Here is a 26,169-nt window from a genome sequence, read left to right as displayed (position 1 = left end):
GGCCGTCAGCCCTTGAAACCCCGGTGCAGGGAGACGATTCCGCCGCTGAGGTTGCGCCAGGCCACCTTCGACCAGCCGGCCGTCCGCAGCAGCCCGGCCAGCGCGGGCTGGTCGGGCCAGGCCCTGATGGACTCGGCGAGGTAGACGTACGCGTCCGGGTTGGAGGACACCGCGCGCGCCACGGGCGGCAGGGCCCGCATCAGGTACTCGGTGTAGACGGTGCGGAACGGCGCCCAGGTGGGGTGCGAGAACTCGCAGATCACCACCCGGCCGCCGGGCCGGGTCACCCGGTACATCTCGCGCAGGGCCGTCTCCGTGTCCTGCACGTTGCGCAGCCCGAAGGAGATGGTGACGGCGTCGAAGGTGTCGTCCTTGAACGGCAGCCGCGTCGCGTCGCCCGCCGTGAACGGCAGCCAGGCGTGCCGCCGCTTCCCGACCTGGAGCATCCCGAGCGAGAAGTCGCAGGGGACGACGTAGGCGCCGGCGCGGGTGAAGGGCAGCGAGGAGGTGGCCGTGCCGGCGGCGAGATCGAGGATCTTCTGCGCCGGCCGGGCGTCGACCGCCCTGGCGACCTCCTTCCGCCACCGCCGGTCCTGCCCCAGGGACAGCACGTCGTTGGTCAGGTCGTACCGTTCCGCCACGTCGTCGAACATCGAGGCGACGTCGTGCGGCTGCTTCTCCAGGGATGCGCGGGTCACCGGCCCATTGTGGCAGGCGGGGGTGGCGGTTGACGGAAGTGCCCCGGCGGCACGGCTTTCGATGGCAGGCTCGGAACGCGGTTCCCGGTCCGGAGGCAGGCTCTCTCCGGACCGGGATCCCGCCGTGTTTGGATTCCCGTACGGACATCACGAGGGCTGGTGCATGCGCAATGAGGAGTTTCCTGACGCCGGTGGCCGGGCTCACCTGCCTGTTCGCCCTGGCCGCCACGGGCTGCTCCGCGATGTCCGACGGCACCTCGGACGCGGCCCCCAAGGCCCCTGAGTCCAGCACCTCGTACGCCCCGTACGTGAGCGCGACGACGGCCTCGGGCACCGACTCCGCGGGCTCGCCCGCGACGTACAACCTCGCCTTCGTCATCTCCGGCGGCAGCGGCTGCACACCCGAGTGGGACGGCATGATGGGGCTGGACGACGCCGAGGTGAAGTCCCGGATCGGGAAGCTGAGGAAGTCGGGCGCCACGGTGCGCGTCTCCTTCGGCGGGGCCTCCGGCAAGGAGCTGGCGACGACCTGTGAGAACGCCTCCGCGCTGGCGGACGCGTACGGGAAGGCCCTGGACGCGGCGGGCTCGACCCAGGCCGACTTCGACATCGAGGGCCGTACGCTGACCGACTCGGCCTCCGTCGACCTGCGCTCGCGGGCGATCGCCCTGCTGCAGAAGCGGCGCCCCGGCCTGGAGGTGTCCTTCACGCTGCCCGTCATGCCGTCCGGGCTGGACTCCCACGGCCTGGCCCTGCTGGAGTCCGCGAACGTGCACGACGTGCAGGTCTCGACCGTCAACCTCATGACGATGAACTACGCCGAGTCCTACACCGGCGACATGGGCGACTACGCCCTGTCCGCCGCGAAGGCCGCCCACACCCAGCTGAAGAAGGTCTTCGGGTTGTCGAACGCCGCCGCCTGGGAGGGAATGGCGCTCACCTCGATGATCGGCGCCAACGACATCGCCGGCGAGACCTTCACGCTCGAGGACGCGGCCCAGGTGCGCTCCTTCGCCGAGGAGAAGCGGATCGCCTGGGTCTCGATGTGGTCCACCTTCCGCGACCGGCAGTGCGAGAAGGGCGTCCCGTCCCGGGAGGACGCGGCGACGGATTGCAGCGGGGTGAAGCAGAAGCCGGGAGCGTTTGCTCGGGTGTTGGGCGGATGAGGCGGGGGCGGGCGCGCGAGGACGGGGGCGGGGGCGCCTGGAGGCGGGGGCGGCCGCCCGGAGGCTGAGGCGGGCTTCACGGCTTCAACAGCCGAGGGGGGCGGGCGGCGGCTGAGACGGGCGCCCGGCGGTGCGGCGGGTTTTTCGGCCAGCCGAGGCAGGCGGACAGCGGCTGAGACAGGTGCCCGGCGGCATGGCGGGCGGCCGGGGCTAAGGCGGGCCTCACGACTTCAACAGCCGAGACGGGCGGACAGCGGCTGAGACAGGCGCCCGGCGGTGCGGCGGGCGCCCGGGGCTGAGACGGGCCTCACGACTTCAACAGCCGAGACGGGCGGGCAGCGGCTGAGACGGGCGCCCGGCGGCGTGGCGGCCTTCGCCAGCCGAGACGGGCGGACAGCGGCTGAGACAGGCGCCCGGCGGCATGGCGGGCGCCCGGGGCTAAGGCGGGCCTCACGACTTCAACAGCCGAGACGGGCGGCCAGCGGCTGAGACGAGCGCCCCGCGGCATGGCGGCCTTCGCCAGCCGAGACGGGCGGCGGCTGGGACGGGCGCGCGGCGACATAGCGGGCGCCCAGCGGCTGGGGCGAGCGGGGCGCCTCAGCGTCTGCGGTGCACCAGGCGCCCCGCGCACACGGTGGCGAGGCAGGCACCGCCGTCGTCGAAGACGGCGAGGTCGGCACGGCCGCCCTCCACCACCGCCGCGGGCCGGGGTCCGGCGAGGACGACGACGTCGTTGCGGGCGGCGGCCTCCCGTAGTCCGGGCGCGTCCGCGTGCCCGGCGAGCACGGCCGTCGCGCCGAGCTTGAGGACCGCGTGGACACGCTCGCGCGGACTCGGCGCGTCCGGCAGCGGCCCTTCGTGGACGCGCGCGGGACCGAGCACGCCCGGCCAACGCCGCACGCGCGCGTGCGGAAACCGCCGCTCCAGCTCGGCGAGCGTCCCCACGGCCGCGACCCGGGCGCCCTCGACGGCGACCGCACCGCCCTCGACGGGTTCCGCGTCCCAGCCGGCGCGGAACTCGTCCGCCGCGTGAATCGTCAGCACCCGTACCTCAGTTGGAGGCGAGCAGCTTCAGCTCGGGGTGGGCCGTCCCACCCGCGATCGCCGTCGACGAGATGTGCGACATCACGCGGTCGTCGACCGGGTCGTTCGCCGGGTCGTCGTGGACGACGAGGTGCTCGTACGTCGTCGCCCGCTGCGCCGGAACCCGCCCCGCCTTCCGGATGAGTTCGATGATCTCCATCCGGTTGGAGCGGTGCTTGGCACCGGCCGACGACACGACGTTCTCCTCGAGCATGATCGAGCCCAGGTCGTCGGCGCCGTAGTGCAGGGTCAGCTGGCCGACCTCCTTGCCCGTGGTCAGCCAGGAGCCCTGGATGTGCATCACGTTGTCGAGGAAGAGGCGCGCGATCGCGATCATCCGCAGGTACTCGAAGAGGGTGGCCTGCGTACGGCCCTTCAGGTGGTTGTTCTCCGGCTGGTAGGTGTACGGGATGAACGCCCGGAAGCCGCCGGTGCGGTCCTGCACGTCACGGATCATCCGCAGGTGCTCGATCCGCTCGGCGTTCGTCTCGCCGGTGCCCATGAGCATCGTCGAGGTGGACTCCACGCCCAGCCGGTGCGCGGCCTCCATGATCTCCAGCCAGCGCTCACCGGACTCCTTCAGCGGGGCGATGGCCTTGCGCGGCCGCTCCGGCAGCAGCTCGGCACCGGCGCCGGCGAAGGAGTCCAGGCCGGCCTCGTGGATGCGCGTGATGGCCTCCTCCACCGACACACCCGAGATCCGCGCCATGTGCTCCACCTCGGAGGCACCCAGCGAGTGGATCACCAGCTGCGGGAAGGCCTCCTTGATGGCGCTGAAGTGCTTCTCGTAGTACTCGACGCCGTAGTCCGGGTGGTGACCGCCCTGGAACATGATCTGCGTGCCGCCGAGTTCGACGGTCTCGGCGCAGCGCCGCAGGATGTCGTCGAGGTCGCGGGTCCACCCCTTCGCTGTGTCCTTGGGGGCGGCGTAGAAGGCACAGAACCTGCACGCGGTGACGCACACGTTCGTGTAGTTGATGTTGCGTTCGATGATGTAGGTCGCGATGTGCTCGGTACCCGCGTACTTCCGGCGGCGCACGGCGTCGGCAGCGGCGCCCAGCGCGTGCAGCGGTGCGTGGCGGTAGAGGTCGAGCGCTTCCTCGGGGGTGATCCGTCCGCCCGCGGCGGCACGGTCGAGGACGGCTGTGACATCAGGAGATGTGAGGTCGGCCTTCTCGGTCACCGGCGTCCCTTTCGCAGGATTCGTAAGGGTTGTGGACAGACCGAACCAGCCTACGTCAGCCGTTTCGCGGTGCTGACCTCAGGTTGCGTACGCGCCGATCAGAACTCCCGTGAACGCCCCCGCGATCAGAAACGGCCCGAACGCGATGGCCGTCTTGCGACCGGCCCGCCGTACGACGACGAGCGCGCCGCCGTACAGCGCGCCGAACAGGAAACCGGCGAAGGTACCCAGCAGGACGACGGGCCAGCCGTACCAGCCGAGGACGGCGCCCGCCCCGAGGGCCAGCTTCACGTCGCCGAACCCCATCCCGGCGGGGTTGACGAGGAACAGCACGAAGTAGCCGCCGCCGAGCGCGAGGGCGCCGTACAGCGCGGTCGGCCAGTGGCCGTCGTGTCCGGGAACCAGGGCGGCCAGGCCGAGGAGCGCGAGGGCGGCGCCCGCGAGGGGCAGGGTCAGCACGTCGGGCAGCCGTCGCACCCGGAAGTCGACCACCGCGAGCAGCACGCCGACCGGCGCGAGCAGCAGCCAGACGGCGAGTTCGGGCCGGCCACCGGTGGCAGCGGCGAGCGCGCCGCAGACGAGAGCGGTGACGGCGGCAGCCGGCAGGGCGCGCGGGCCGTAGGAGGCGCGGTCGCGGACGGGAGTGGTGGCCGAGGCGTCGGCGGGGGTGGTGGCCGGGGCGTCGGCGGGGGTGGTGGCCGGGGCGTCGGCGGGGGTGGTGGCCGGGGCGTCGGCGGGGGTGGCGGCCGGGGTGCCGGCGGGGGTGGCGGCCGGGGTGCCGGCGGGGGTGGCGGCCGGGGTGCCGGCGGGGGTGGCGGCCGGGGCGTCGGCGGGGGTGGCGGCCGGGGCGTCGGCGGGGGTGGCGGCCGGGGCGTCGGCGGGGGTGGCGGCCGGGGTGCCGGCGGAGGCGGCGGAGGCGGCGGAGGCGGCGGAGGCGGCGGAGGCGGCGGCACACTGCCCGCACCGTCCGCGCCCGATCCAGCCCCGTACCGGATGTCCGCCCGGGCAGCGCTCCCGCCACGACTCCCCCGACGGCACGGAGAACCGGTACGCGGCCCGCGGCAGCGACGCGCCCGCCACCGCGCCCCACAGCGCGGCGGCGGCGACCAGCGGCAGACCGGTCGACGGCACGGTGCTCATCCCGCCGCGGCGACGGCGCTGCGCCAGGCCGGCAGCAGTTCGTCGAGCAGGGCCTCGGTGCGCGGCGGCAGACCGCGGGCGCCGCCGCGGCCGACGAGGTCCGCGGCGAGCGCCTGGAGGCGGGCGGTGTCACCGGTGGCGTGCGCGGCGCGCAGCAGCTCGTTCCACAGGCGCTCGTCGGCCGGGGCGGTGCGCAGCGCGGCGTCCAGCGCCTCGATCGCCTTCTCCGCGCGGTCCTTCTCCAGGTGGAAGGAGGACAGGGCGAGCCCGATGTCCGCGACGATGAGCGGCAGTTGGGCGTCGACGATCTCGTGGGTGAGCCACCGGTAGCGGCCCTCGGGCCGGTCGGCGAGCAGCGGTCCGCGCACCACCACCAGCGCGTCGGTGAGCAGCCGGCCGCGTACGGCCCGGCTGTCCGCGCCCTTGCCCTGTGTGGCCTCGTGGTACAGCGAGCGCAGCACGTCCAGGTCGGAGACGACGGACTTGGCGAGGGTGAGCCGCCCGGTGTCGTCCGTACCGAGCCGGGGGGTGCCGTCGGGGTCGGTGCCGAGCCAGGAGCGCAGCCGCTCGACGAGCGCGTCCCGCACGTCGTCGGTGACCCCGCGCGGCCACAGCGCGGAGGACAGCACCCGCGGGTGCACGCCCTCCCGGTGCAGGAGCAGCAGTGCCAGCGCCTCGTGCAGCGGCGCGCTGCGTTCGTCGTCCGGGGTGTCGAGGCCGATGATCTCATACGGGCCCACGAGCCGCGCGTACACCGCCGGCCGCCCCTGCTCGCTGATGTCGACGAGGAACGGCGGGGTGGGCGCCGGCCCGTCGGGCCCGCTCTCCGGGTCGGCCTCGACGAACAGCTCGACCACCGCCTGCTGTTCGGCCGACGGCAGCATCTGGGCGTCGAGTTCGAGCCCGAGCAGTGGGGCGAGCAGCCTGCCCTCGCTGGTGATCTCCATCTCCCAGGCGGCGCCCGGCAGTTCGTCGGACTCGGTGCCGACGAGGTAGCCGATGCCCAACCGGCTGGCGTCGGCGGCGAGTTCGGCGAGCCTACGGGCATCCTCGGCCGAGGGCTGAGCGGCCAGCAGCACCAGGTGCGGGGCCCAACGAGTGTGCTGCGCGGGCCCGGTGCGGCCGGTGAGCACGGAGTCGTGCCCGGCGGCGCCCAGCGCACCGCGCCGCTGCCGCGTCTCGGCCTCCATGGTCTCGAGGAGCGCCTCGATGCCGTCGAGGTGGCGCAGGCGGCTGGGAGCCAGCGGGGTCAGGTCCTGACCGAAGCCGACGAGGGTGACGGTCATGCGGTCCGACCAGCCGTTGGTGGCGAGTTCGGCGGCGACCGAGGCGAACACGGCGGCCCGGTCGGAGGCGCGGCCGCTCAGCGAGACGATGCCGGGCACGGCCTCCAGGTTGAGCAGCAGGCGGGAGTCGTCCATGGTGCCGAGGCTGACGAGCCCGGGGTACGGGGCGGCGGTTTCGGTCTCCTCGTACTGCTCGGCTTCGGCGCGCGCCAGCATCCAGAACGTCTCGTCCTGCCCGGTCCGCCAGGGCGCGGGCGGCTTACCGGCCGGCTGTGCGAGCTGGAGGTGCAGGTCGCCTCCGGTGAGCCAGGCGGCGTAGACGACGGGCAGCGGCCGGGACTCGGCGGCAAGAGCGGCGGCGAGGGCGCGCAGGGACCGGTCGAGCCGCCGTACACCCTCGGGGTCGGCGCCCACCAGCAGCGCGTCCTGCACGTCCAGCGCGTCCCCGGTCGGCGTCGGCGGCTCCATGCCGCGCCGCCCGCCGACGGCACCGAGCGCCGACTGCCACAGCGCCTGCCGGCGCCGGTGACCGAGTGCGCCCAGGAGACCGGCGGCGAGGAGCGGGGCGCCGAGGAGGGCTTCGGGCAGTCCGAAGGAACGCCCGGAGGAGGCGGGGGTGGCGGCGGTGGCGCCGTCGCCGGCGTGCCGCTGCCGGTCCTGCTCGGCGTCGGGGGCGGGCCGCTGGGCGGGTACGGAGGCCTGGGAGCCACCGCCCTGCTGATGGCCGCCGCCCTGCGCGTGGTCGCCCTCGCCCTGGGCGTGGTCGCCGGTCTTGGCGTAGTCGTGGATCTGCTGCCGCACCTGCTCAGAGACGTCCGGCGCGCCGTCGGGCATCTCGACGAGCTCGCCGCCGTGCGCGTCCGCGGGCATCTCCATGATCCAGCCGGGCCGGATGAGGCTGGCCTCGGACAGCCGGGAGCCGTCGGGCTGGACCCGGTCCTTGTTGAGTTGGTAGATCTCCTTGTACCGGCGCCCGTCGCCGAGGTGCCGCTGGGCGATCTCCCAGAGCGAGTCGTGGTGGCGTCCCTCGGGCGGCTGGATCCGGTAGTACTTCGTGTCGCCCTGCTTGGCCTCCGCCTGCGCGGCGGCGCTCGCGGCCTGCTCGGCGACGGCCGCCGCGGTGTTCGCGGCCTGCTCCCGCTGCTGCCCGAACAGCCCGCCCGGCGTCTGCTGCGCGACGGCGACAGTCCCCTTCTGGTTCCCCTCCAGGCCGTGCCCGAGCTGCGACAGCCCCGGCGTGAGGCTGGCGGCCGTGGCCCCGACGAGCAGCAGCGCGGCGACGAGTTGCCGCGCGAGCAGCTGGCTGGGGCCGGCGCCGGGAACCCGCCCCGGCACCCCGACCCCGGAGAGCGCGGCCTTCATCTCCACGAGCACACAGGCGGTGAACTGCGCCCAGGCGAGCCAGACGACGACCGTCAGGATGCTCAGGAAGGTCTGGACGGTGATCTCCTGCTGGAGCCAGTCCAGGCTCGGCACGCCGTGCGGGAGCGGCCACCCGAACTGCACGGCCAGCGCCAGCGGTACGCCGACGAGCAGGACGAGCAGGGCCAGGAAGGCGAGGAACGCCTTCACGAAGTCCCCGACCGTACGCCGCCGCACCCGCACCGGCTGGGGTGTCCGGTTCCTCGGGGCCGTCGAGCCTCCCGTCGGGCTTCCCGTCGGGCTTCCCGTCGAGCTTGAACTACGGCGTCGCGGCATGGCGGGTGTCCTGATGGTGTGTGAAGTGGGTGCGGTAAATGGGGCGTACTGAGCCTACAGAGATCCTATTGACGGGGGCGACACAGCTTCCGCCCCTCAACCCCGGACGCCCCCACGCCGTTCACAACAGCCACGCCGTACCTCTCGACTTCCCCCACAATCCCCTGCCGAGCACCCAAATCCTCTCCTGTCGCCCCTGATAGCTTCGTTGTCCGCTGCACACGTCGTCGTCCTCCGGGGGAGATCCACCGTGGCCCGCCGCGCCCTACCCGTAACCGCCAGCGCACTCACCGCCATCGCGACCCTCACGCTGACCGCGTGCGGCGGGGGCGGGGACGCCAAGTCCGATGACATCAAGGGTGTGGAGACGGCGGGTGGCAGTCCGTCGGCCTCCGCCTCGGCAACTCAGTCGTCCGGGGTCCAGCGCCCCGACATCAAGCTCCCGACGGAGTTCCAGCTGACGTTCGACCGTTGGACGAGCGGTGACAGCGTCGAGCACGCCATCCTCAACGACGCCAAAGAACAACTCCGGGCAGGTTACGCCGCGATCATCGCCAACGAACCGGACGGCGGAGACGCCCTCGCCTTCTACGACACCAAGCCGGGTCTGTCACAGGACCGACAGTGGATCAAGACCTATACGAGCAAGGACCTCACCGTCTTCGGCAAACTGCCGGCGTACGACCCCCAGACCATCCTCCTCGGTGACAAGAAGACGCGTGCCGTGGTGACGTACTGCACGGACGAGAGCAAGGCCTACACCCGGAACCGCAAGACGAAGGAGGTTCAGGGGAATCCCGCGGGTACGGACCCGAAGGTCTTCTACAGCGTCACACTGGCCAAGAACGACGACGGAGTCTGGCAGAACGTCTCCACCCGTGCGAAGCGGGGCGGCTGCTGAGATGAGGCCCAGGCACGCCATTCCGACGACGATCGTGTCTGTGGCCGGGATTCTCCTCGCCTCCACGCCCGCCGACGCCATCGGCGGCGGAGGCACCAACGACGGAACGCACGGCGGCACCAACCACAAGGACATCTACGCCTCCGCCACTTACTCCCGGATCAAGGTCCGCCAGGTGAGCGGCCCCACCGGCGGAACGCGCGGCGCCCTTTCCTCGGTGGATGTGAACTGGGAGCCGCCCGCCTGTTGGTACGAGCCCGTGTTCACCGGCGAAGAGCTCAAGGCGTTCGTCGACAAGACAGACGGCGACGGCGACGTGGGCATCCACGAATCCTGGTTCGGCAAGAGGCTCTGGACCGACCACTACCAGGACGGCAAGCCCGAAACCAACTTCGACGACGAGCACAGCACGGCCAGGGGCTACAAGGACTACAACGTCGGCAGGAACGGCTACTTCTGGCGCAGCGTCGCCCCGGACGCCTCGGACCCCAAATCCTGGGACTGCGGCAGGATCATGTTCTGGCAGGATGCCGGCCAGGTCCCGAAGATCCCGCACGCCCCGACGCCCGAGATGCTGGCCGACTACGCGTACAACAAGGTCAAGGTCCCCGACACCGAGATCGAACTGAGGCCCACCAACAAGTCCACGGTGAACCTGCCGACTTGGGTCTGGCTGGACAAGGGCACTTTCAGGGAGATCAAGGTCCGCGCGGAACTCCCCCGCACGAACCTGTGGGCGGAGACGACAGCCAAGCCGGTCGCCCTCCACCTGACCCCCGGCACGGACGAGTCCGAGACCTACCCGGCTTCCGGCAACTGCACGATCAACGACGACGGCTCGATCGGCGCCCCGTACGTGAAGGGCAACGCGGACAGGACCCCGCCGTGCGGCATCAGGTACCTCCGCGCCACGAACGGACAGCCGTACCGCCTCAAGGCATCGATCACCTGGCAGATCACCTGGCAAGGCACCGGCGGAAGCGGCGGCAACCTCCCCGACGGCACCTTCGAGACGACCCAGGACATGAACGTCCAGGAAATCCAGTCGATCAACCGCTGACGAGCTCCACGTCGCCAGCGACCGGATCAGGTCCTGCCATCGGCGAACAGCTCTTCCGGACTGCTCACACTCAACGCCCGGCTCGCCCATACCCTGAGCTGATCGGGATCGGATGAGGAGTTCACCCTCGCGCGCAGGTCATCCGTCACCGTGAGGGGACTCGCCTCCAAGAGGGCCAGGACCCACTCGGAAATCCTGTCCGTCGGCCACTTCTCCTCGGCAGTCAGCTCGATGAAGGCCCGCATGAAGGCCGGGTGCTCGAAGAGAGGCACGATCGGGCACGCGTTGTCCTCACATTGTCCATCCATCAGTTCTCCTTCCTGTCCGACGTGATCAACGAGCTACGCCGCCAGCAGGTCACACCACACGTACTTGCCCCGGTTGCCCTCCCTGGACAGCGGCTGCCAGCCCCACAGGTCGGCGCAGGCCCGGACCAGGGCGAGTCCACGTCCCTCCTCCAGGTCGACGACCTGCTCCAGCGGCGCCGGCGGCTCGGGCGGCGCAGGGTCGGTGTCCCACGCCCCGACCCGGAGCACACCCGCCGACCAGCGCACCCGCAGGGCGGCCGGCCCCTTGGTGTGCCGTACGGCGTTGGAGACCAGCTCCGTTGCCAGCAACTCGGCCGTATCGACGAGGCGGATGAGGCCGTGCATCGTGAGGATCAGCCGGAGGGTCCGGCGGGAGATGGTGACGGCGCGAGGGTCGTTCGGGATGTACAGGGTGTACTCCCAGGGTTCGTTTTCGGGCATGGGTCACTCCAGTGACGTGAGGCGGGGTGGGGATGACGCCGCGGTGGTGGGCGGTGGCCTTGTCGCAGCCGTCATGGCAGGACGGAGCGGTGCGCTTCCGGATCCCCGGGTAGCCGCAGCGTGTGCGCCGCCTCACCGACAGTAGGGGCCAATTTTGGTCCGGCGCAAGCCGTTGCGTAATCTGCCGCTCGAACGAGACACCGGTGCGGGACAGTTGGCCCCAGGGAGGAAGCCATGCCACGCAGGCAGCAGGCGACTGCACGCCAGGAGCGTCTCGGCGCCGAGCTACGAAAGCTGCGCGAGGCGGCGGGCCTCAACGGACGTGACGCCGCAGCGCTGATCGGAACCGACTCGGCACGAGTGAGTCAGATCGAGGCCGGGATCGCCGGCATCAGTGAGACCCGCCTGCGCCTGGTCGCGGCTCACTACTCCTGTGCAGAACAGGAATTGATCGACGCGCTGGTGAACATGGCGACCGACCGAACACGCGGTTGGTGGGAGGAGTACCGAGGCCTCCTCCCCAACTCGTTCCTGAACCTGTCCGAGTTGGAGCACCACGCCAGTCATCGATGGGACGTCGACTTCCTGCATGTTCCCGGCCTTCTACAGACAGGAAGTTACGCCCGCGCGCTCTTCTCCTACGTCAACCCGGACTTTCCGGAAGGTGAGGTGGAGCGCCGGGTGGAGCACCGCATGAAGCGGAGGATCATCATCGAGCGCTCCAACCCGATCCGGTACGAGACCGTCGTCCACGAGGCTGCTTTGCGCATCAAGGTCGGCGACCCCGCCACAGGCCGCGCCCAGCTCCTCCGGATCCTGGAACTCTCAGAAGCCGATCACGTCACCGTGCGGGTCATCCCCTTCGATCTCGACGGCTTCGCCGGAGCAGGCAGTGCCATGGTCTACGTCGGCGGCCAAGTCCCCCAACTGGACACCGTGGTACGCGACGGGCCCCACGGCACCGTGTTCATCGACGCCGAAGCCCAACTCAGGCGCTTTCGAACCCTCTTTCGTAGGGTAGAAGCCGTGTCACTCGAGCCCGCACGTTCGCGTGACTTCATCCACAGGCTGTCGAAGGAGCTGTGAGGCAAACCATGACCGCGCCCGACACCTGGCGGAAGTCGTCCTACTCCGGCGGAGGCGACGGCAACGCCTGCGTAGAGATCGCCCACCGCCGCACCCACATAGCCGTCCGCGACTCAAAGGCCCCGGCCCGAGCCACCCTCTCCTTCCCGGCCGCAGCCTTCGTCGCCTTCCTCGACTCCCTCAAAGCGGCGAAAGGGGATCGTTGAGTCTGCGGCGGCACCTCAGGAAGCTGCTGATCGAGAGCGACTTGTCGTACACGACAGAGATCCCCTGGCCGTCGCTCTGGAAGTTCGCGCAGTTCGCGTACCTCGCCGAGCAGTACGGCTACCGCTGCGCCGGACTGGATCCGGACCTGCGAGAGTCCAGCACGCCGTTCTTCGTCTTCCGGTGCCTACCGGACGAGCCTGAGCGGGCCGCGCGTACAAGGGAACGGTTTCCCGATGCCACCGGCGGCGGTCGGCTGCCCGGAATGCGTTCCTGGCCTGTGCTGGTGCTGACGCTGCCGGAGGCGCGGCGCGAGGTGAAACTGCTGCACGCCAGGATTGCCGTCGACTACTACGGTGCGATCGGGCGGCAGCCGTCGCGGCCGGAGCTCATCGGCATCCCGCTCGTCGTTCTTCTCGTTCTGCTGGTGAACGGCGAGATGCACGCCGCAGGACTGCACGTCGCGGCCGGTGCGGTCGCGGCTCTGCTACTCGCGCTGGGGGCCTCCCGGATGTTCATGCGTCGGCGTATCGCGGCGTACCGGCGGTTACTGTCAGAGTGAGAGCGTCTTCGCGATGTCGTCGGCCATCTGCTCGGCCGGCTCGTCCAGGACCGGTTCCGTCCAGGAGACCAGCATCGTGAGGGCCGCCTCCATACCGTCCGGGCGGACGCCGTAGAACACCGTGTGGATCACCGGGCGTGGGCCGAAGAAGCCCTTCTTCTCGCCGATCAGGTTCTGCCGGATGCGGACGGCGTCGCCGAGGGGGAGCCGTACCTCGCGCACGTCCGGTTCGCCGAAGTCGTGGCCGGACATGTGCTCGACCAGCAGGTCGAGGGTGACCTCGGGGAGCGTCTCGTCGGGGTGGATGGCGTCGAGTTCCATGATGGCCGCCACCGTCTCGTGGCCGCTCAGGTACCAGCCGAAGGCGGCCAGCGGATCACGGGTGTGGCAGTCGGCGGCCGTGCGCTTCAGGTCCCGTGCCAGGCGGCGGGCGTCGCCCGTCTGGCCGTCGTGCGCGTACCGCACGGCGAGTTCCTCGGCCTGGCTCTTGGCCCAGTAGTCCAGGTCCACGCTCCCGGCGACGGGGAAGGGCACCCAGTCCTCCGAGCACTCCAGGCCGAGGTTGGAAAGGTCGTCAGTCATGTTCTCGGTCAATCCGTCCAGGTGAAAGAGTCGGCGATCGCGTCGAAGAGTCCGGCCATCGCGTCGGCGATCGCCTCGAGCGGCGTGGAGAAGGTCAACAGCAGGAACGCGCTGGTGCCGGGGACGGGGAGGTGATACTCCACCAAGAGCGAGTTGTGCGGGGGCTCGGTGCCTTCCTCGTCGCTCTCCTGCGGTGTCAGCCTGCGGACTCGGACGGCGGGGCCCGAGCTCAGTTCCTCGATGCTCACCGATCCCTCGCCTTCGTCGGCGAACCGCTGTGCCAGGGCTTCGAGCGGCAGCGGCTCGGGGTGCCGCAGTGGCGCCAGGGTGACCAGCAGCGAGGCGGGAATGGTGATGGGGCCGACCTCCTGGAGGCTGAGGTACAGCTCGATACCACCGCTGCGGTGCGCCTTGGCGGTGCGGCGCCGCATGTCCCTGCGGAGTTCCTCCTTGAGGTGCGGCGCGTTGTCGATGCCGTGGAACTGGCGCTCCACGAGCGCGTCGATCGCCCTGTCCCGCTGCTCGGGCTCGAGGAGGATCCGGAACCACCCGTCGGGAAGCAGCAGCCGGTAGTCGCCCGGAGGAGCGGTCTCCTCGGTCTGGTTCATGCGGGTTGCTCCGTGGGGGTCTGAGTCGGTGCCGGTCGTTCCAGCCAGAGCCGGCTGCGTAGCTGGTGTGCGGCGTAGGGCACGGCCTGCAGGACGAGGCCGGCCGCCCCAATTAGGATCGCCGCCATACCTGCTCCGGGGTGTTCGTTCGCGATCCACCGGCCCTGGACGGTGGAGAAGTACGAGCCGACCGCCATGAAGGCGGTGGACAACCCGCCGACGATGGTGCTGGGGAAGCGGGCCAGTTCACGTGCCGTCCGGGCGGAGTCGGGCAGTAGGCCGAGCACTGGTCCCTTGGGCCATTGTTCCTTCCCTGTCAGCCTGCGCTCGGAGGTGGTCAGTCCCGTGGCCTGGCGCAGCCTGGACCAGCCCTGCGCGCCCCTCCCTCCGCCGAACCAGACCTGCCACGGAAGAACGGCTCGCACCTGGTCGTGCGGGCCGCACATTTCGACCCCGAGGTGCTGACCCGCCCGGTCGCGCACGAGCACTAGGGAGGTCAGGGCGTGTGGGCCTGTGAGCGGAAACCAGTATTCCCGCCCACCGAGGACACGCAGGACAAGATCGCGGTCCTGTATACGCAACTCCGTGTCCCGGTAGAACCTGACGGTCGCTGCCGTTCCTTCCCCTGGCGCAGGCCGGATCCGTTCCCGTACGGCGGGGACGCACTGCCGCATACGCAGCCGAGTCCACGCCCTCACCGCCAACCGCGCCACCGGAGCGACGAAGGCGGTAGCGGCCTGCAACAGAATGAGCCACGGCTCGCTCGTCCCGGAGAACAAGGTCACCGTGAACACGGTGAACCAGGCCATTGCGGCCACGACACGGAGTCGCCAGTACCAATGTGGGAAGTCAGGCCCCGGACCAAGAGACTTGGCTCGACCCCAGCGTGACCCGGGAGCCAGTAGTGGGTCGTTCCTGTCCTTCACCACGTGCAGGGGAACACGTGCGGCCTTGAGCAGGGCGGCCACGCCCGTACGGTCGAGTAGTTCCTCGCCCTTCACGTATCGCTTCGAGAGCGCAGGCGACTCCGGCAGCCATTTCTCGATGTCGAAGCTACCGACCAGCGCACCGTTGCGGTCCTGCAGTTGGACCTTCCCCCATGAGCCCGGGATCGTGGGCCCCACGCGTTCCATGTCGGCACCGGGGACGTCGAGGAAGACCGCACGCACGATCCCGCCGTCTCCGGTCGGAAGTCGCAGCATACGCGTGCGGCTCCGCAGGACGAGGTCGCTGCCGTCCCGGTAGAACCGTGACCGGTGGCACACTTCAAGGCCCGGGCCACGCGAGGAGGCGGGCCTGAGCGCCGGCTCAGAGATCACCAGGTGCCCCTGTCGTAGAGATCCGTCACTATCCATAGACACCCTCGTAGCCTGCGGCCAATCCCGTCGCAGTCGCTCCCGTCCAGACTTTGGCCTGCCCGGAGAAACTGCTCAGCCCGCGGGCGACTTCCGGCATCTCCCGAGCCATGGGCGCGAGTTTCTCGAGTTCGGCGGCTGTCTTCGCAAGCTCGGGGCTCAGTGAGCTCACTGAACCGGGTGCGGCCACCTCGCGCACTCCTTGCCGCCATGCTTCCTTGGAGAACGCGCCCTTGATCGACTTCACGCCGTCAACGGTATCCTTGTATATGGCGCGCGGGCTGAACCCCTCCCCGACATTGCTCCACGACGGCAACTTCCCCTTCGGCATACCCTCCAGGGCCTTGACCCCGGCCTTTCCGCGGAGCGCGCCTGGAATGGCGCGGTTGACGAAGTTCCACGCCTTGTTCGTCTTCATGCCCGAGGCGATGGCCTGCTTGTACAGGCTGCTGCGCGCCAGGACCTTGGTCCCGGCCGCCGTTCCCTTGGCGCCCGCCATCGCCGCCCGCCCGATACCGAAGGTCAGCAGCCCCACGGTGTCGAGCAGCACCGACGACAGGCTCCCCTCACCGCCCAGCCAGAGCACCAGGTCCGTGGCGAGCGCAACGACGCTGGCCAGCAGTGCCACCGCGTCGGCGATCGCGGCGATGAACTGGCCGATGACGGGGATCCACCCGAGGGCGAGGGACAACGCACCTGCCCACAAGGCGACTTTTCCGGCGATTTTGGACAGTTTATTGAGCCAGTCGGCATTCTCGTGGACCCAGTTCTTGAACTTGTCCTTGAAGCCGTCCTTTAGTCCGTCGCCCTCGATGACGTCGTATATCGCCTCGGCGGCCGCCTTCGCGGCGTTGTCGCGGATCCCCTTCGCGGTCTGGAGGGCTTCCTTCGCCGCCTTCAGGCTGGAAGAGGCCTGTTCCTTCTGCCGGTTGTACTTCTTGGTGTCCGGATCATCCTTCGGAGTGTCGTCCGGCTGCCCGTCGAGGGAGCGCTCCGCCGAGGAGAGGTCGCCGTGGGCCTGCTCCGCGTCGCCCAGGGCCTGGTCGGCCATCTGCTGGGCGCGATGCAGCTCGGAGGCGTACTCGTTGCTGCACACGTTCTCGCGCACCTGGGTGCCGAGGGCGGTGGCTGCCTCGTCGTAGCGCTTGAAGGCCTTGCGCAGCTTGTCGCCCGCGCCTTCCGCCGAGTCCTGGAACTCGGTGGCGGCCTTGCCCTTCCAGTTCTCGACGGAGGCCAGCGCCTTGATCTCGCGGGCCTCCTTCTCGATGGCCTCGGCGGTCTTGCGCAGTTGCCGGCCGAGCCTCGCGACCTCGTACGGGTCACCGGGTATCGGATCGGACGTCTCGTCCAGCACCGACCAGCGGTGAGCGGCGGGCCGACTTGTCACTTCTTCGCCCCCTTCTTCCCGTCTTTGTCCGCGTTCCGGAGCGCTTCGGCGAGTTCGTGATCGATCTTCTCGTACGACTCCGCCGCGGCCTTGGTGATGCCGTGCAGCGACTCCAGCTCCTCGGTGAGCTTGCGCCGGTGGATCTTCCAGTTGCTGTCGAACTTCGAGAAGGCGTCGAGGATCCGCTGTGAGCCGATCTCCGAGATGCCGAACCCTTGTGCCGGGTTGCCCCGTTCGGCGAAGGTGTCACGGATGCGCTTCAGTGCTCTGGAGCACTCCTTGATCCGGTCGATGTCCGCTTGCTGATCGCTCATGGATGCCGTCACCCCACCTCGTTCTTGGCCACCGCCCGGCCGTGGACCACCACGCTGCCGCCGTAGAACATGCCGGTGAAGACGGGCGAGTACGTCAGCTGGATCTCGACCTGTACCTGGTCGGCGTCGGCTGCCACACAATGGCTCGCGGCGATGTCGGCGCCCGTCATGCTCATCTCCCGGGCGAAGGCCTTCACGCGGGCGTCGCAGTTCCCGTAGTTGATCGGCGCCGGGCCGCCCTCGTCGTTGTAGAGAGCCTCGCGGTCGATGTCCTGCGCGGCGTAGCGGGCCGCCTGTTCGGCTATGTCCGCGGCCCGCTCGCGCTTGGAGATGGACAGGCCGCCGTCGATGACGAAGGCGGACAGAGCCAGGAAGACCAGGGCGAAGATGATGACCGCACCGGCGCCCGAGCCACGGTCGGACATCCGGGAGCGACGGGCCTGCCACCAGGTCTGTCGGGCATGCCTCACGCCGACCTCCGGAAGGGATCGAGGGGAGAACTAAAGCTCGCGGACAGCCTCGTCGGGATGTTCAGGCCCAGCGACGCCAGGCCGCGCACCTCGCAGCTGACCTCGACCGTGAACAGGGTGTCGGGGGCGAAGCCCGCACTCGTCTGCACCACGGAGACCGGGCCCGAGCAGACGTCGGCCAGGTCCGCCTCCGCCGCCTTGCGCGCCTCGGCCATCGCCGTCGGGTGGTCCTTCTGGATCGAGCCCGCGCGGGCCGCGTCCCGCGCCGCGCCGTCCACCGCACCGCGGCCCTGGACAAGCTGGCCGAAGGCCACCAGTACCAGGATGAAGAGGATCATCACCGGAGCAAGGATCACGACTTCGATGGTGGACAGTCCGGTGTCGCCACGGGACGGACGGAGCGCCGACGCGTGCACATGCCAACGAGGTTGCCAACAGGGACGGTTCATCTAGTTCGGGTCCCCCTTCACAAACCTCTCCACCGGCCCCGAGGACTGCGCGTGCACCGTCAGGTCCAGGCCCGGGAACACCGTCGGGATCCGCGCCGAGATCTCCACGCCCACGGTGTTCTGCTCCGGCTGGAGCATCTTCACGTCCGGCGACAGCACCAGCTGCGGGCCCAGCTGGCGGATGTAGGCGTCGACGACGTTCCGCGCCTCGCCCCGCCAGGCGCCGGGCTGCTCGTCGGCCGTGGCGCGGGCCTTGCGGGCGCCGGCCTGGGCCGCCGCCTGAGCGACGTGGTCGGCGAAGAAGTACAGCGCGAACTGCACCGTCGCGAAAATCATGAAGAACAGTACGGGGGTGAGCAGCACGAACTCGATCGCGGTCATCCCGCGGTCGCCGCCGGTGGCCGCGGCCTCACGCGCGGCCCGCACCCTGCGGCGTACCGCGCGTCGCACCCGTCCGCCCACGTCCGCCAGCATCCCCGTCCACCCCGTCGTGCTTCCTCGCCGTACGTGCGTCGTACGTGCGTCGTACGTGCACGCGTCCTACGTACGCTCGCCGTACATGCACTCGCCGTGCGTGCCCTCGCCGTACGCCCGGTCAGCAGGTCTTGCCCGCGTCCGCACCCTTGATGCAGTCGCCCACCTTGTTGGCGCCCTCGCTCAGCGCCGAGTTGATGATGGCGGCCACCACGCCGACGATCGCCACGACGACCGCGGAGATGATGACCCACTCGACCGCGGAGGCACCACGGTCCAGTTCGCCGGAGCGGGCGCGCTGCACACGGCCGCCCAGGAAGGTGACCAGGAAGTCCACGGCCGGGATCCCGGTGTGGAAGTCTCGTCCGTTCATGACAGTCGTTTCCTCTCGAATTCAGGGCAGTTGGCAGGGTCTGGCAGGGGCGGCGCTCACACCTGGAACACCCGCATCGCCGCCGGGAAGATCAGGAACACCAGGAAACCCGCGCACAGCAGCAGCTGGGCCACGAGCATCGACTGGGACTTCTCGCCCGCGCTGCCCTCGATCTCGGCCAGTTCGCGGTGGCGCATGGTCTCGGCGCGCGAGGCGAGCGACTCGCGCACCTTCGCACCGTCGTCCGCGACCAGGGCCAGGGAGGCCGAAAGATCCTTCAGCTCCTCCACGCCCAGCTCCTCGCCGAGCTGCCCGAGCGCCTGCCACTGGCTGATGCCGGTGATCCGGGCGTCGGCGAGGGCGTTGCGGATCCGCTGGTTCGCCCAGCCGTCGGACACCTCGGCCGCCGCCATCAGCGCCTCCGGCAGACCACGGCCGCCGGCCAGGCTCATGGACACCAGGTCCAGATACGCGCCGATGACCCGGCGCAGGTCACGGCGCTTGTCGGCCGCGTCCCGCCGGATCTCCAGATCGGGCAGGAAGAAGAACAGCGCCGCGCACAGCAGCGCCAGCCAGACCGGGATGACCGGGCTGCGGCCGAAGCCCAGTGAGTAGACCACGGCGAACAGCAGCGGACCGAAGAACAGCCCCGCGACCGACAGCAGCACCTTCGTCGCCAGGAACCTCTCCCAGCTGCGCTCCAGCACCGCGAGATCGGCGCGCAACGAACGCTGTTCCCAGCCCTGCTGAAGATAGAACTCGGCCACGCGAGCGCCGACCTGGGCGCGGAACGTACCGAAGCGGCCCGTCTCCTCCCGGGTCTGGTGCCGCGTCTCGTACGCCGCGCCCCGCGCCCGCATCGCGTCGATCCGCGCGACCTGCGCGACCGCGCTCCGCCTGGACGGCATCAGGGCGCGTACGAGGGCGTAGACGCCGAGGCCGAGGACCGCTCCGACCACGACCGGCATCGTCAGGTTCACCGGCGTACCCCTTCCTCCTGCTGGGCGGGTGTGCGCGGCCGTACGAACTGGACCGCCGCCTCGTCCCGCACCAGGAAGCGTTCGGGCGTCTCGATCGTGGACAGCTTGCGCAGCCACCAGAAGCCGAGCGCGAACAGACCGCAGACGACCGCCAGGACCAACTGGCCGACCGGGGTGCCGTACGGCGACACGAAGTCGCGGTTGAAGACGGACAGTCCGAGCACGAAGGCGACGGAGACGGCGACGACGATCTGCACCGAGCGCCGGGTCGAGGCCCGCTGGGCCATCACGCGCTGACGCATGTCGACCTCCTCGCGCGACGACTTGGCCAGTGCGCCGAGGACCTGGCGCAGACCGGGGCCGCGCAGCCGGGCGTTGAGGATGAGCGCGGCGACGATGATGTCGGCAGAGGCGTCGTCGATCTCGTCGGCGAGCAGTTGCAGCGCCTCGGGCAGCGGAGTGCGGGCGCGCAACCGGTCGACCAGTGCGTCCAGATGCGGACGCAGGACCGGGGCGGCGGCGCGCGCCGAGGCCGGGATGGCCTGCTCCAGGCCGACCGCGCCGGCGATCGTGTCGCGCAGCGACTCCGTCCAGGAGGCCAGGGCCTCCACACGGCGCATCGCGGCCCGTTCCTCCGCGGCACCGCCGAAGAGGCGGTCCCAGAAGAAGACGAGGACACCGGCCGCGATCCCGGCGACCGCCCACCGGGTGAGCAGCAGGACGGCGAGGCCGACGAGAGCGGCGACGGAGCCGCGCTGTCCGGCGAAACGGAGCAGCTCGCTCGCCCGCCGGCTCGCCCGCTGCTTCTCGTGCTCGGGCTTGGCGGGCAGTCCGCGTACGGCGACGACCAGCAGGGCGAGACCGCCGCCGACGGCGACACCGGAACCGATCGAGTACAGCACGGTGGTGGAGAACAGGCCCCCCATGGAGCCGAGCGGGGCCAGTGCGGCAGACGTCATGGTCACCCCCAGGTTCCGTGGGGCTGGTAACCGTGCGCCATGAGGTCCTCCAGGCAGGCTATGGGCGCGTGCGGCACGACCCGGCCGTCGGGCGTTTCGGCGAACACCTCGCTGGACAGCACGCGGCCGTCGACGCCGTTGACCTCGCGGACCGAGGTCACCATGCGCTGAAGCCGGCCGCCGGTCTGGAAGTTGTTGCGCCGCTGGATGAAGACGACGAAGTTCACCGCGCCCGCGATCAGCATCTGGCTGGCCTCGATGGGCAGCCGCTCCGTCGCCTGCAACGCGTAGGTGGAGATGCGGTTGAAGACCTCGCTGGAGCTGTTGGCGTGGATCGTGGACAGCGAGCCGTCGTTGCCCTGCGACATCGCGTTCAGCATGGTCACGATCTCGTCGCCGAGCACCTCGCCGACGATGACGCGGGAGGGGTTCATACGGAGAGACCGACGCACCAGCTCGGCCATGGAAATGGTGCCCTGGCCCTCGGAGTTGGGCAGCCGTTCCTCGAACGCCACCGCGTTGGGGTGCAGTTCGGGGAAGGTGTCCAACCCGAGCTCCAGCGCCCGCTCGACCGTGATGAGCCGCTCGTGCGGCGGGATCTCGTTGGCGAGGGCGCGCAGCAGCGTCGTCTTTCCGGCGTTCGTGGCGCCCGCGATCATGATGTTCTTGCGGGCGCGAACCGCGCAGGCCAGGAAGTGACCCAGCTCCGGCGCGAGCGTGCCGTTGCCGACCAGGTCGGAGATGAACACCTTGCCCATCCGGGCCCGGCGGATGGACAGCGCGGGCCGGCGGGTCACGTCCATGACGGCCGACAGACGCGAACCGTCCGGCAGCCGCAGGTCGAGCTGCGGGTTGGCGGAGTCGAAGGGGCGGGACGACAGGCCCGAGTAGGCGCCGAGCACCTGGATGAGCTCGATCAGCTCCTCGTCGGTCTCGGCGACCGGCTCGCCCTTGACCTCGCGCCCGTCGGCGTACCCGACGAACACCTGGTCGCAGCCGTTGATGTCGACGTTCTCGACCTGCGGGTCGTCGAGCAGCGGCTGGAGCCGGCCGACGCCGAACAGCGCCGCGTGCACGGCGGCCGCGTACTGCTCCTCGGTCTCGGCGTCCAGCGGCGTACGGCCCGCGTTGATCTCGGCGCGGGCGTACTCCTCCAGTATCTGCGCTATGACCGCGCGGGCGTACTGCCGCTCGTCCTCGCCGGACATCGGCGTGACGCCGTTGACCTGGTCGAGTCGGCGCTGCTCGGCGATGCGGTCACCGGCGTCCTGCCGGAACCGCTTGACCATCTGGTGGTCGACAGCGGTCATCGCCCGGCTCCTGGCTGACCATTCGTATGGGACTGGTACGGCTGCTGGGCCTGGGGCATCTGCTGACCCTGGGCCGCTTGCTGTGCTTGGGCCGCTTGCTGGGCATGGGGCGCCTGCTGCGTCGGGCGGGCTTGCTGAATCTGGTGGGCCTGCTGCGTCTGGTGGGCCTGCTGCGCCTGTGCGGATACGGCCCAGGCGGCGCCGTACTGCTGGTACAGGTCGGCGGTGACCTTACGGGCCGAGCGGATCAGCAAGGACTTGTCCAGGCGGCCACGCCTGCGCCCGGCCAACTGCTCGGCGCCCGCCGGGTCGTCGGCGATGGTGCCGACGACGCGGGCACCGGTCTGGGCGTGCACCAGCATGTCGTTGACCTGACCGGAGACCTTGCCCGCGGTGTTCGTGTCGGCGACCAGGACGACGCCGACCACCGGGGTCGCCAGGCTCGCGGCACCGCGCGGGCCGCCGTGCAGCTTCGCGGACAGCGCGGCGGCGCGGTCGCGGACGCGGGCGATGGCCTCCGGCTCGGTGCGCGAGATCAGCAGGAGGAGGGAGGCGTGCGGGAACAGTTCCACGGCGGGGGTGTCCCCGCTGATCCGGCCGCAGTCGGCGATGACGTCGGCGGGCGCGTTCGGGGAGTCGGCGAGCGAGGCGAAGGCGTGACCCAGGGTGGGCCACAGGCCGGCGAGTCCGGCGGCCTGCTCGGCGATGCCGAGCCCGACGAGGACCTCCAGGCCGCCGTTCAACGGCTGTACGTGATCCCAGAGTTGGTCCGGCACGAGTCCGCGGCGCGCGGTCGCGGCGATGGACAGCATGCCGACGTTCGGGTTGAGCGGCCCGCCGTGGGCCGCGGCGCTGCGGTAGACGAGGTCACCGCCGGCCGGGTCCGTCTCGGCGAGCAGCACGCGCCGCGGCCAGACCGCGGCCAGCGCGACGGCGGCGGTGGTGACGCCGGGCGAACCCTTGTCGGCGGCCAGTGCGATGAGGGCCATGGATACGCTGCCGCCCTCAGTTGCCGGGAACGACGACGACGGCGACGGAACCCACGGACGCGGCCTGGGCGACGGCGGCGGCGTCGGACTGGTCGACGAGGAGGGTGAGCGACAGGTTGCCGGTGCTCACGGCGGCGTCGCCGTTGTCGCTCTTGGAACTGACGCGCGCCTTGTCGACGATGAGGCTGCCGCCTGCGGACGAGCCCGTGGAACCGCTGCCGGAGTTGGAACTCGACGCGTGGTCGCCGACGCGGTAGACGGCGACGATGTCACCGTTCTTGATGTCCGCCGGGTACTGGCCCTCCTTGAGAGCGACACCGACGAAGGCCTTGCCGTCCGGCAGGCTGCTCTTCGCGCCGAACATCTGCCCCATCACGACCGTGTCCGCGTAGATGGTGGACTTGGCCTTGAGGGTCTTGAGGGTGCCCAGTTTGACCCACGGAATGTAGTTGATGGAGTCGTCCGCGGCCACCATCACCGAGGTCACGTCATCGGAGGTGACGGACTCTCCGGCCGGGATGTCCTTCGTCACCTTGACGACCTCGATCCGGTCCCCGGCCTGGAGCACGAGCATCGTGGCGCCCAGCGCGCCCACCAGGATGAGCAGTACCGCCAGGGCCGCGAGCGCCGGTTTGCGCTCGCGAGGCGATGCGGGAAGCCGGTCACCGACCGTCGGCTGAGCCGGAGCCGCGGCGCGTCCCGCGCCCGCCCTCGTACGCTCCTGGATCTTCACGCAACCGCTCCCCGTACACCCAAGATGTCGTCTGCCAAGCTCTTTGCCTGGGCTGCAAACCCGGACACTTCACCAGCGATCCGGGCGATGTCGCGACTATCCGGCGCGGTGTCGAGTGTCAAGCCATCGCACGGTATCAGCCGCACATAAGCCCCTCAAGGCGAGTCAGGCCCCGTGGGCCACAGTTGACTTGACGTTATCCGTCAGCAACTCGGGCATGGGCCTGACCCCATGGGGTGCGACCGAATTACAGTCAGGCCAGTGTGCGACCGCGAACCCGTCGTCACGGTGACCCTCTGGCGTCCCGGCTCACACCTGGCCCGCGACCACTGAGAACGCACCATGCCTGCACGAATTGCTCACAAGGGAGCGGATCAGTCATGCCGTGATCTTCCCCATGAAGCAAGCACCGCTGACCTTGACCGGCTCTGAGCTGGTCGCCGTCGCGCTGTCCGCCTGCTTGAACGATGCAGAGGACATCGCCGCCGCCGACAAGGCGACCGCCCCGCCGTGACCCACTGGCACCGCCGCCACTGGGCCGCTCAGCCTGCGCTGCATCACACCTTGGCAGCAAGAAGTCCGAAATTGACCTACCCGGAGAGGGGTCCGGCTTGGCGGAAGCAACCGCAGCACCGATACCGTCGAACTCCCTGACTAACTCAGTGCTCACGGGGAGTCACAGTGAAGCGACGCTCTTTGCCCGTTGCTGCCGCGCTCGTCGCAGCCGCAGCCTTGTTGACGACGGCTTGCAGTGGCGGAGGCGGCAACTCCAAGGCCGACGACGCAATCCCGGGCGCCGACACCCGCGGTACCCAGGCGTCGCCATCGCCCAGCGCTGACACTTCGGACGAGCCTCATCGACCAGACATCACGCTGCCCGGCGACGTCAAGGACGTCTTTGAGGGATGGCATACCGGCGATCCGACCAATGACGCCATCCTCGCCGATGCCGGCCGTGCACAGACTGCCACCAACTACGCAATCATCAAGGGGAACCCCGACGAACCGGCTCTCGGGTTCTACCGGCAGGGGAACGCTCTCGTCGGCGGCGCCAAGTGGGTCAAGTCCTTTGTAGATGCTGGGATCACCTACACGGGCACTGTGCGGTACTTCAACCCCGACGTGATCATCTACAGCAAGACCTCGGCAGGGGTGACGTTCTGCACGGATGAAACGAAGGCGTTCAACAAGGACACGAAGACGCAGAAGGTCGACAGGACGCCCCCGGACAGCGACTCGTACGTCTACTACAACACGCACCTGAAGCGGAACAAGGACGGCGTCTGGCAGACCACGGAGCTCGTTTCCGACAGGGGGAACGCGAAGTGCACGCCGTGAGGTTGCACCACGCGGGGGCTGCTATCGGCATCCTTGCCGCTGCATGCCTGCTGGTCTCGAGCCCCGCCTACGCGAAGCGCGGTCCGGGCGGTTCCGACGGCGGCGCGAAGACGTCGGGGACCAGATCGGGGAACACGCTTGAGTCACGCATCACCTATTCCGGCCGCATGGGTGGGGTCAACGGCACCTCGACAGGCAACGTAGCCCCCATCGGCAATTGGAACCCGCCCGCGTGCTGGTACGAACCCGTGTCAGCCAAGGATTTCCAGAACCAGGTCGAGAGCCAGTACGCCGAGGTCGTCAACGACCCACGGCAACCCAACTATGCCAAGGCGGCGACGGGCCAGTTCCGGAACACCTACAAGGATGACAAGTACAAGAACTACAATCTTGACAAGGCCGATGAAGGCAACTGGTGGGTAGCAGTCCAGGACCCCAACCGCCTCGACGACCCGGGTGCGTTCACCTGTGACAAGCTTCCTTTTTGGGTCCAAAACGGCGACACGCCGGCCGTACAGAACGCCCTCACGCCACAGGTCCTCGCGGAACTCGCCTACAGCAGAATCCTGCTCCCCGACACCAAGGTCACCCTCGCACCCCGGAACGTGACCAAGGTCAACCTCCCGACCTGGGCGTGGCTTGACCCGTCCGCGTTCAAGCCGGTCCAAGTGATCGCTTCCCTCAACGTGGCCGGCCTCAACATCCAGGCGACGACCACCGCCAAGCCGGTCTCCCTCAAGCTCCAGCCCGGAACCGCTGACGCAGAGACCTACCCCGCCTCGGGTGAGTGCTCAATCAATAACGATGGTTCGATCGGCGAGTCATACACCAGGGGCAAGTCCGACCAAGCACCACCTTGCGGAATCAAGTACCTCCGGTCCTCCGGCAACGGAACGTACAACCTCAAAGCGACCATCACCTGGCGGATCAACTGGACCGGCACCGGCGGCGCCGGCGGAGAGCTTCCCGATGGCACCTTCGGGGCGACACAGGACGTCACCGTCCAGGAGATTCAGTCCGTCAACCGTTGAG

General features: G+C 69.8%; 29 protein-coding genes. 8 read left to right on the top strand and 21 right to left on the bottom strand.

The genetic code is table 11. The features are described from left to right. Positions 1 to 5: 5 nt before the first annotated feature. Positions 6 to 698: a demethylmenaquinone methyltransferase gene (locus ACIQMV_RS27070; protein ID WP_141359468.1), complete on the bottom strand. Its 693-nt coding sequence runs from the start codon at positions 696 to 698 to the stop codon at positions 6 to 8. 170 nt (positions 699 to 868) lie between these two features. Here ACIQMV_RS27070 and ACIQMV_RS27065 point away from each other — a divergent pair, with 170 nt between their 5' ends. Further along, positions 869 to 1,864, top strand: a complete 996-nt coding sequence (locus ACIQMV_RS27065; RefSeq protein ID WP_402596058.1) for a chitinase — start codon at positions 869 to 871, stop codon at positions 1,862 to 1,864. A 597-nt stretch (positions 1,865 to 2,461) separates the two neighbouring features. On the opposite strand, the gene ACIQMV_RS27060 is transcribed toward ACIQMV_RS27065, so the two are convergent. The 4 genes from ACIQMV_RS27060 to ACIQMV_RS27045 form a co-directional block, all read right to left on the bottom strand. Then, positions 2,462 to 2,908 carry an imidazolonepropionase-like domain-containing protein gene (locus ACIQMV_RS27060; protein WP_402596057.1) on the bottom strand — a complete coding sequence of 149 codons (447 nt, stop codon included), beginning with the start codon at positions 2,906 to 2,908 and terminating at the stop codon, positions 2,462 to 2,464. A gap of 7 nt (positions 2,909 to 2,915) precedes the next feature. Continuing rightward, entirely contained in the window at positions 2,916 to 4,130 is a 1,215-nt protein-coding gene (gene mqnC, locus ACIQMV_RS27055; RefSeq protein ID WP_141359471.1) for a cyclic dehypoxanthinyl futalosine synthase, read from the bottom strand. 78 nt (positions 4,131 to 4,208) lie between these two features. After that, positions 4,209 to 5,270, bottom strand: coding sequence for a prepilin peptidase (locus ACIQMV_RS27050; protein ID WP_402596056.1), 1,062 nt, complete (start codon positions 5,268 to 5,270; stop codon positions 4,209 to 4,211). Beyond that, positions 5,267 to 8,254 carry a BTAD domain-containing putative transcriptional regulator gene (locus ACIQMV_RS27045; RefSeq protein WP_402596055.1) on the bottom strand — a complete coding sequence of 996 codons (2,988 nt, stop codon included), beginning with the start codon at positions 8,252 to 8,254 and terminating at the stop codon, positions 5,267 to 5,269. Before ACIQMV_RS27045 ends, ACIQMV_RS27050 begins: the two co-directional genes overlap by 4 nt. A gap of 250 nt (positions 8,255 to 8,504) precedes the next feature. Between ACIQMV_RS27045 and ACIQMV_RS27040 the strand changes: the two genes are divergently transcribed. Beyond that, entirely contained in the window at positions 8,505 to 9,155 is a 651-nt protein-coding gene (locus ACIQMV_RS27040) for a hypothetical protein (protein ID WP_402596054.1), read from the top strand. Position 9,156: 1 nt separating this feature from the next. Next, on the top strand, positions 9,157 to 10,215 hold the full coding sequence (locus tag ACIQMV_RS27035) for a hypothetical protein (protein ID WP_402596053.1): 1,059 nt from the start codon (positions 9,157 to 9,159) through the stop codon (positions 10,213 to 10,215). Positions 10,216 to 10,241: 26 nt separating this feature from the next. Here the strand turns inward: ACIQMV_RS27035 and ACIQMV_RS27030 are convergent, their stop codons facing one another. Beyond that, entirely contained in the window at positions 10,242 to 10,523 is a 282-nt protein-coding gene (locus ACIQMV_RS27030; protein ID WP_402596052.1) for a hypothetical protein, read from the bottom strand. Between the two features lie 33 nt (positions 10,524 to 10,556). Next, positions 10,557 to 10,964, bottom strand: a complete 408-nt coding sequence (locus ACIQMV_RS27025) for an ATP-binding protein (RefSeq protein WP_402596051.1) — start codon at positions 10,962 to 10,964, stop codon at positions 10,557 to 10,559. Positions 10,965 to 11,198: 234 nt separating this feature from the next. Here ACIQMV_RS27025 and ACIQMV_RS27020 point away from each other — a divergent pair, with 234 nt between their 5' ends. The 3 genes from ACIQMV_RS27020 to ACIQMV_RS27010 are packed head-to-tail and all read left to right on the top strand — an operon-like array spanning position 11,199 to position 12,816. Further along, on the top strand, positions 11,199 to 12,050 hold the full coding sequence (locus ACIQMV_RS27020) for a helix-turn-helix domain-containing protein (protein WP_402596050.1): 852 nt from the start codon (positions 11,199 to 11,201) through the stop codon (positions 12,048 to 12,050). 8 nt (positions 12,051 to 12,058) lie between these two features. Further along, complete coding sequence (locus tag ACIQMV_RS27015) at positions 12,059 to 12,256, top strand: DUF397 domain-containing protein (RefSeq protein ID WP_402596049.1); 198 nt, start codon at positions 12,059 to 12,061, stop codon at positions 12,254 to 12,256. Further along, positions 12,253 to 12,816: a hypothetical protein gene (locus ACIQMV_RS27010; RefSeq protein WP_402596048.1), complete on the top strand. Its 564-nt coding sequence runs from the start codon at positions 12,253 to 12,255 to the stop codon at positions 12,814 to 12,816. The genes ACIQMV_RS27015 and ACIQMV_RS27010 overlap by 4 nt, the downstream gene beginning before the upstream one ends. Here the strand turns inward: ACIQMV_RS27010 and ACIQMV_RS27005 are convergent. From ACIQMV_RS27005 to ACIQMV_RS26940, 14 genes are all read right to left on the bottom strand, one after another. After that, positions 12,808 to 13,398 (bottom strand): hypothetical protein, encoded by a 591-nt coding sequence (locus tag ACIQMV_RS27005; RefSeq protein WP_402596047.1) that lies wholly within the window; start codon positions 13,396 to 13,398, stop codon positions 12,808 to 12,810. The two genes, ACIQMV_RS27010 and ACIQMV_RS27005, sit on opposite strands and share 9 nt — an antisense overlap. Positions 13,399 to 13,406: 8 nt before the next feature. Next, a complete protein-coding gene (locus ACIQMV_RS27000; RefSeq protein ID WP_402596046.1) occupies positions 13,407 to 14,006 on the bottom strand; it encodes a hypothetical protein in 600 nt (199 codons plus the stop codon). Next, positions 14,003 to 15,208 carry a hypothetical protein gene (locus ACIQMV_RS26995; protein ID WP_402596045.1) on the bottom strand — a complete coding sequence of 402 codons (1,206 nt, stop codon included), beginning with the start codon at positions 15,206 to 15,208 and terminating at the stop codon, positions 14,003 to 14,005. Before ACIQMV_RS26995 ends, ACIQMV_RS27000 begins: the two co-directional genes overlap by 4 nt. A 145-nt stretch (positions 15,209 to 15,353) precedes the next feature. Next, a complete protein-coding gene (locus tag ACIQMV_RS26990; RefSeq protein WP_402596044.1) occupies positions 15,354 to 16,715 on the bottom strand; it encodes a putative T7SS-secreted protein in 1,362 nt (453 codons plus the stop codon). A 29-nt stretch (positions 16,716 to 16,744) separates the two neighbouring features. Further along, complete coding sequence (locus ACIQMV_RS26985; RefSeq protein ID WP_402596043.1) at positions 16,745 to 17,062, bottom strand: hypothetical protein; 318 nt, start codon at positions 17,060 to 17,062, stop codon at positions 16,745 to 16,747. A gap of 8 nt (positions 17,063 to 17,070) precedes the next feature. Then, positions 17,071 to 17,487, bottom strand: a complete 417-nt coding sequence (locus ACIQMV_RS26980; RefSeq protein ID WP_390725276.1) for a pilus assembly protein TadG-related protein — start codon at positions 17,485 to 17,487, stop codon at positions 17,071 to 17,073. A 41-nt stretch (positions 17,488 to 17,528) separates the two neighbouring features. Further along, positions 17,529 to 17,981, bottom strand: a complete 453-nt coding sequence (locus ACIQMV_RS26975) for a TadE/TadG family type IV pilus assembly protein (protein ID WP_402596042.1) — start codon at positions 17,979 to 17,981, stop codon at positions 17,529 to 17,531. Continuing rightward, positions 17,982 to 18,455 carry a TadE family protein gene (locus ACIQMV_RS26970; RefSeq protein WP_402596041.1) on the bottom strand — a complete coding sequence of 158 codons (474 nt, stop codon included), beginning with the start codon at positions 18,453 to 18,455 and terminating at the stop codon, positions 17,982 to 17,984. 121 nt (positions 18,456 to 18,576) lie between these two features. Beyond that, entirely contained in the window at positions 18,577 to 18,828 is a 252-nt protein-coding gene (locus tag ACIQMV_RS26965) for a hypothetical protein (protein WP_402596040.1), read from the bottom strand. A gap of 56 nt (positions 18,829 to 18,884) precedes the next feature. After that, complete coding sequence (locus ACIQMV_RS26960; RefSeq protein WP_172632887.1) at positions 18,885 to 19,808, bottom strand: type II secretion system F family protein; 924 nt, start codon at positions 19,806 to 19,808, stop codon at positions 18,885 to 18,887. Beyond that, complete coding sequence (locus ACIQMV_RS26955; protein ID WP_402596113.1) at positions 19,805 to 20,734, bottom strand: type II secretion system F family protein; 930 nt, start codon at positions 20,732 to 20,734, stop codon at positions 19,805 to 19,807. Before ACIQMV_RS26955 ends, ACIQMV_RS26960 begins: the two co-directional genes overlap by 4 nt. A gap of 35 nt (positions 20,735 to 20,769) precedes the next feature. Further along, complete coding sequence (locus tag ACIQMV_RS26950) at positions 20,770 to 22,077, bottom strand: CpaF family protein (protein WP_402596039.1); 1,308 nt, start codon at positions 22,075 to 22,077, stop codon at positions 20,770 to 20,772. Continuing rightward, positions 22,074 to 23,066, bottom strand: a complete 993-nt coding sequence (locus ACIQMV_RS26945; protein WP_402596038.1) for a hypothetical protein — start codon at positions 23,064 to 23,066, stop codon at positions 22,074 to 22,076. The genes ACIQMV_RS26950 and ACIQMV_RS26945 overlap by 4 nt, the downstream gene beginning before the upstream one ends. Positions 23,067 to 23,082: 16 nt before the next feature. Then, complete coding sequence (locus ACIQMV_RS26940) at positions 23,083 to 23,799, bottom strand: SAF domain-containing protein (RefSeq protein WP_402596037.1); 717 nt, start codon at positions 23,797 to 23,799, stop codon at positions 23,083 to 23,085. Positions 23,800 to 24,480: 681 nt separating this feature from the next. Here ACIQMV_RS26940 and ACIQMV_RS26935 point away from each other — a divergent pair. Next, positions 24,481 to 25,137: a hypothetical protein gene (locus ACIQMV_RS26935; RefSeq protein ID WP_402596036.1), complete on the top strand. Its 657-nt coding sequence runs from the start codon at positions 24,481 to 24,483 to the stop codon at positions 25,135 to 25,137. After that, a complete protein-coding gene (locus ACIQMV_RS26930; protein ID WP_402596035.1) occupies positions 25,134 to 26,168 on the top strand; it encodes a hypothetical protein in 1,035 nt (344 codons plus the stop codon). The genes ACIQMV_RS26935 and ACIQMV_RS26930 overlap by 4 nt, the downstream gene beginning before the upstream one ends. Position 26,169: the final 1 nt, after the last annotated feature.

This window comes from Streptomyces sp. NPDC091412 (assembly GCF_044756885.1).
Classification (GTDB): Bacteria; Actinomycetota; Actinomycetes; order Streptomycetales; family Streptomycetaceae; genus Streptomyces.
This window is presented reverse-complemented; position numbering and strand designations above follow the sequence as displayed.

Coding starts and splice junctions, on each gene's coding strand:
- ACIQMV_RS27065 (WP_402596058.1), top strand. CDS start 869: ATGAGGAGTTTCCTGACGCCGGTGGCCGGGCTCACCTGCCTGTTCGCC.
- ACIQMV_RS27050 (WP_402596056.1), bottom strand. CDS start 5,270: ATGAGCACCGTGCCGTCGACCGGTCTGCCGCTGGTCGCCGCCGCCGCG.
- ACIQMV_RS27045 (WP_402596055.1), bottom strand. CDS start 8,254: ATGCCGCGACGCCGTAGTTCAAGCTCGACGGGAAGCCCGACGGGAAGC.
- ACIQMV_RS27035 (WP_402596053.1), top strand. CDS start 9,157: ATGAGGCCCAGGCACGCCATTCCGACGACGATCGTGTCTGTGGCCGGG.
- ACIQMV_RS27030 (WP_402596052.1), bottom strand. CDS start 10,523: ATGGATGGACAATGTGAGGACAACGCGTGCCCGATCGTGCCTCTCTTC.
- ACIQMV_RS27025 (WP_402596051.1), bottom strand. CDS start 10,964: ATGCCCGAAAACGAACCCTGGGAGTACACCCTGTACATCCCGAACGAC.
- ACIQMV_RS27020 (WP_402596050.1), top strand. CDS start 11,199: ATGCCACGCAGGCAGCAGGCGACTGCACGCCAGGAGCGTCTCGGCGCC.
- ACIQMV_RS27015 (WP_402596049.1), top strand. CDS start 12,059: ATGACCGCGCCCGACACCTGGCGGAAGTCGTCCTACTCCGGCGGAGGC.
- ACIQMV_RS27005 (WP_402596047.1), bottom strand. CDS start 13,398: ATGACTGACGACCTTTCCAACCTCGGCCTGGAGTGCTCGGAGGACTGG.
- ACIQMV_RS27000 (WP_402596046.1), bottom strand. CDS start 14,006: ATGAACCAGACCGAGGAGACCGCTCCTCCGGGCGACTACCGGCTGCTG.
- ACIQMV_RS26995 (WP_402596045.1), bottom strand. CDS start 15,208: ATGCTGCGACTTCCGACCGGAGACGGCGGGATCGTGCGTGCGGTCTTC.
- ACIQMV_RS26985 (WP_402596043.1), bottom strand. CDS start 17,062: ATGAGCGATCAGCAAGCGGACATCGACCGGATCAAGGAGTGCTCCAGA.
- ACIQMV_RS26980 (WP_390725276.1), bottom strand. CDS start 17,487: ATGTCCGACCGTGGCTCGGGCGCCGGTGCGGTCATCATCTTCGCCCTG.
- ACIQMV_RS26975 (WP_402596042.1), bottom strand. CDS start 17,981: ATGAACCGTCCCTGTTGGCAACCTCGTTGGCATGTGCACGCGTCGGCG.
- ACIQMV_RS26970 (WP_402596041.1), bottom strand. CDS start 18,455: ATGCTGGCGGACGTGGGCGGACGGGTGCGACGCGCGGTACGCCGCAGG.
- ACIQMV_RS26965 (WP_402596040.1), bottom strand. CDS start 18,828: ATGAACGGACGAGACTTCCACACCGGGATCCCGGCCGTGGACTTCCTG.
- ACIQMV_RS26955 (WP_402596113.1), bottom strand. CDS start 20,734: ATGGGGGGCCTGTTCTCCACCACCGTGCTGTACTCGATCGGTTCCGGT.
- ACIQMV_RS26950 (WP_402596039.1), bottom strand. CDS start 22,077: ATGACCGCTGTCGACCACCAGATGGTCAAGCGGTTCCGGCAGGACGCC.
- ACIQMV_RS26945 (WP_402596038.1), bottom strand. CDS start 23,066: ATGGCCCTCATCGCACTGGCCGCCGACAAGGGTTCGCCCGGCGTCACC.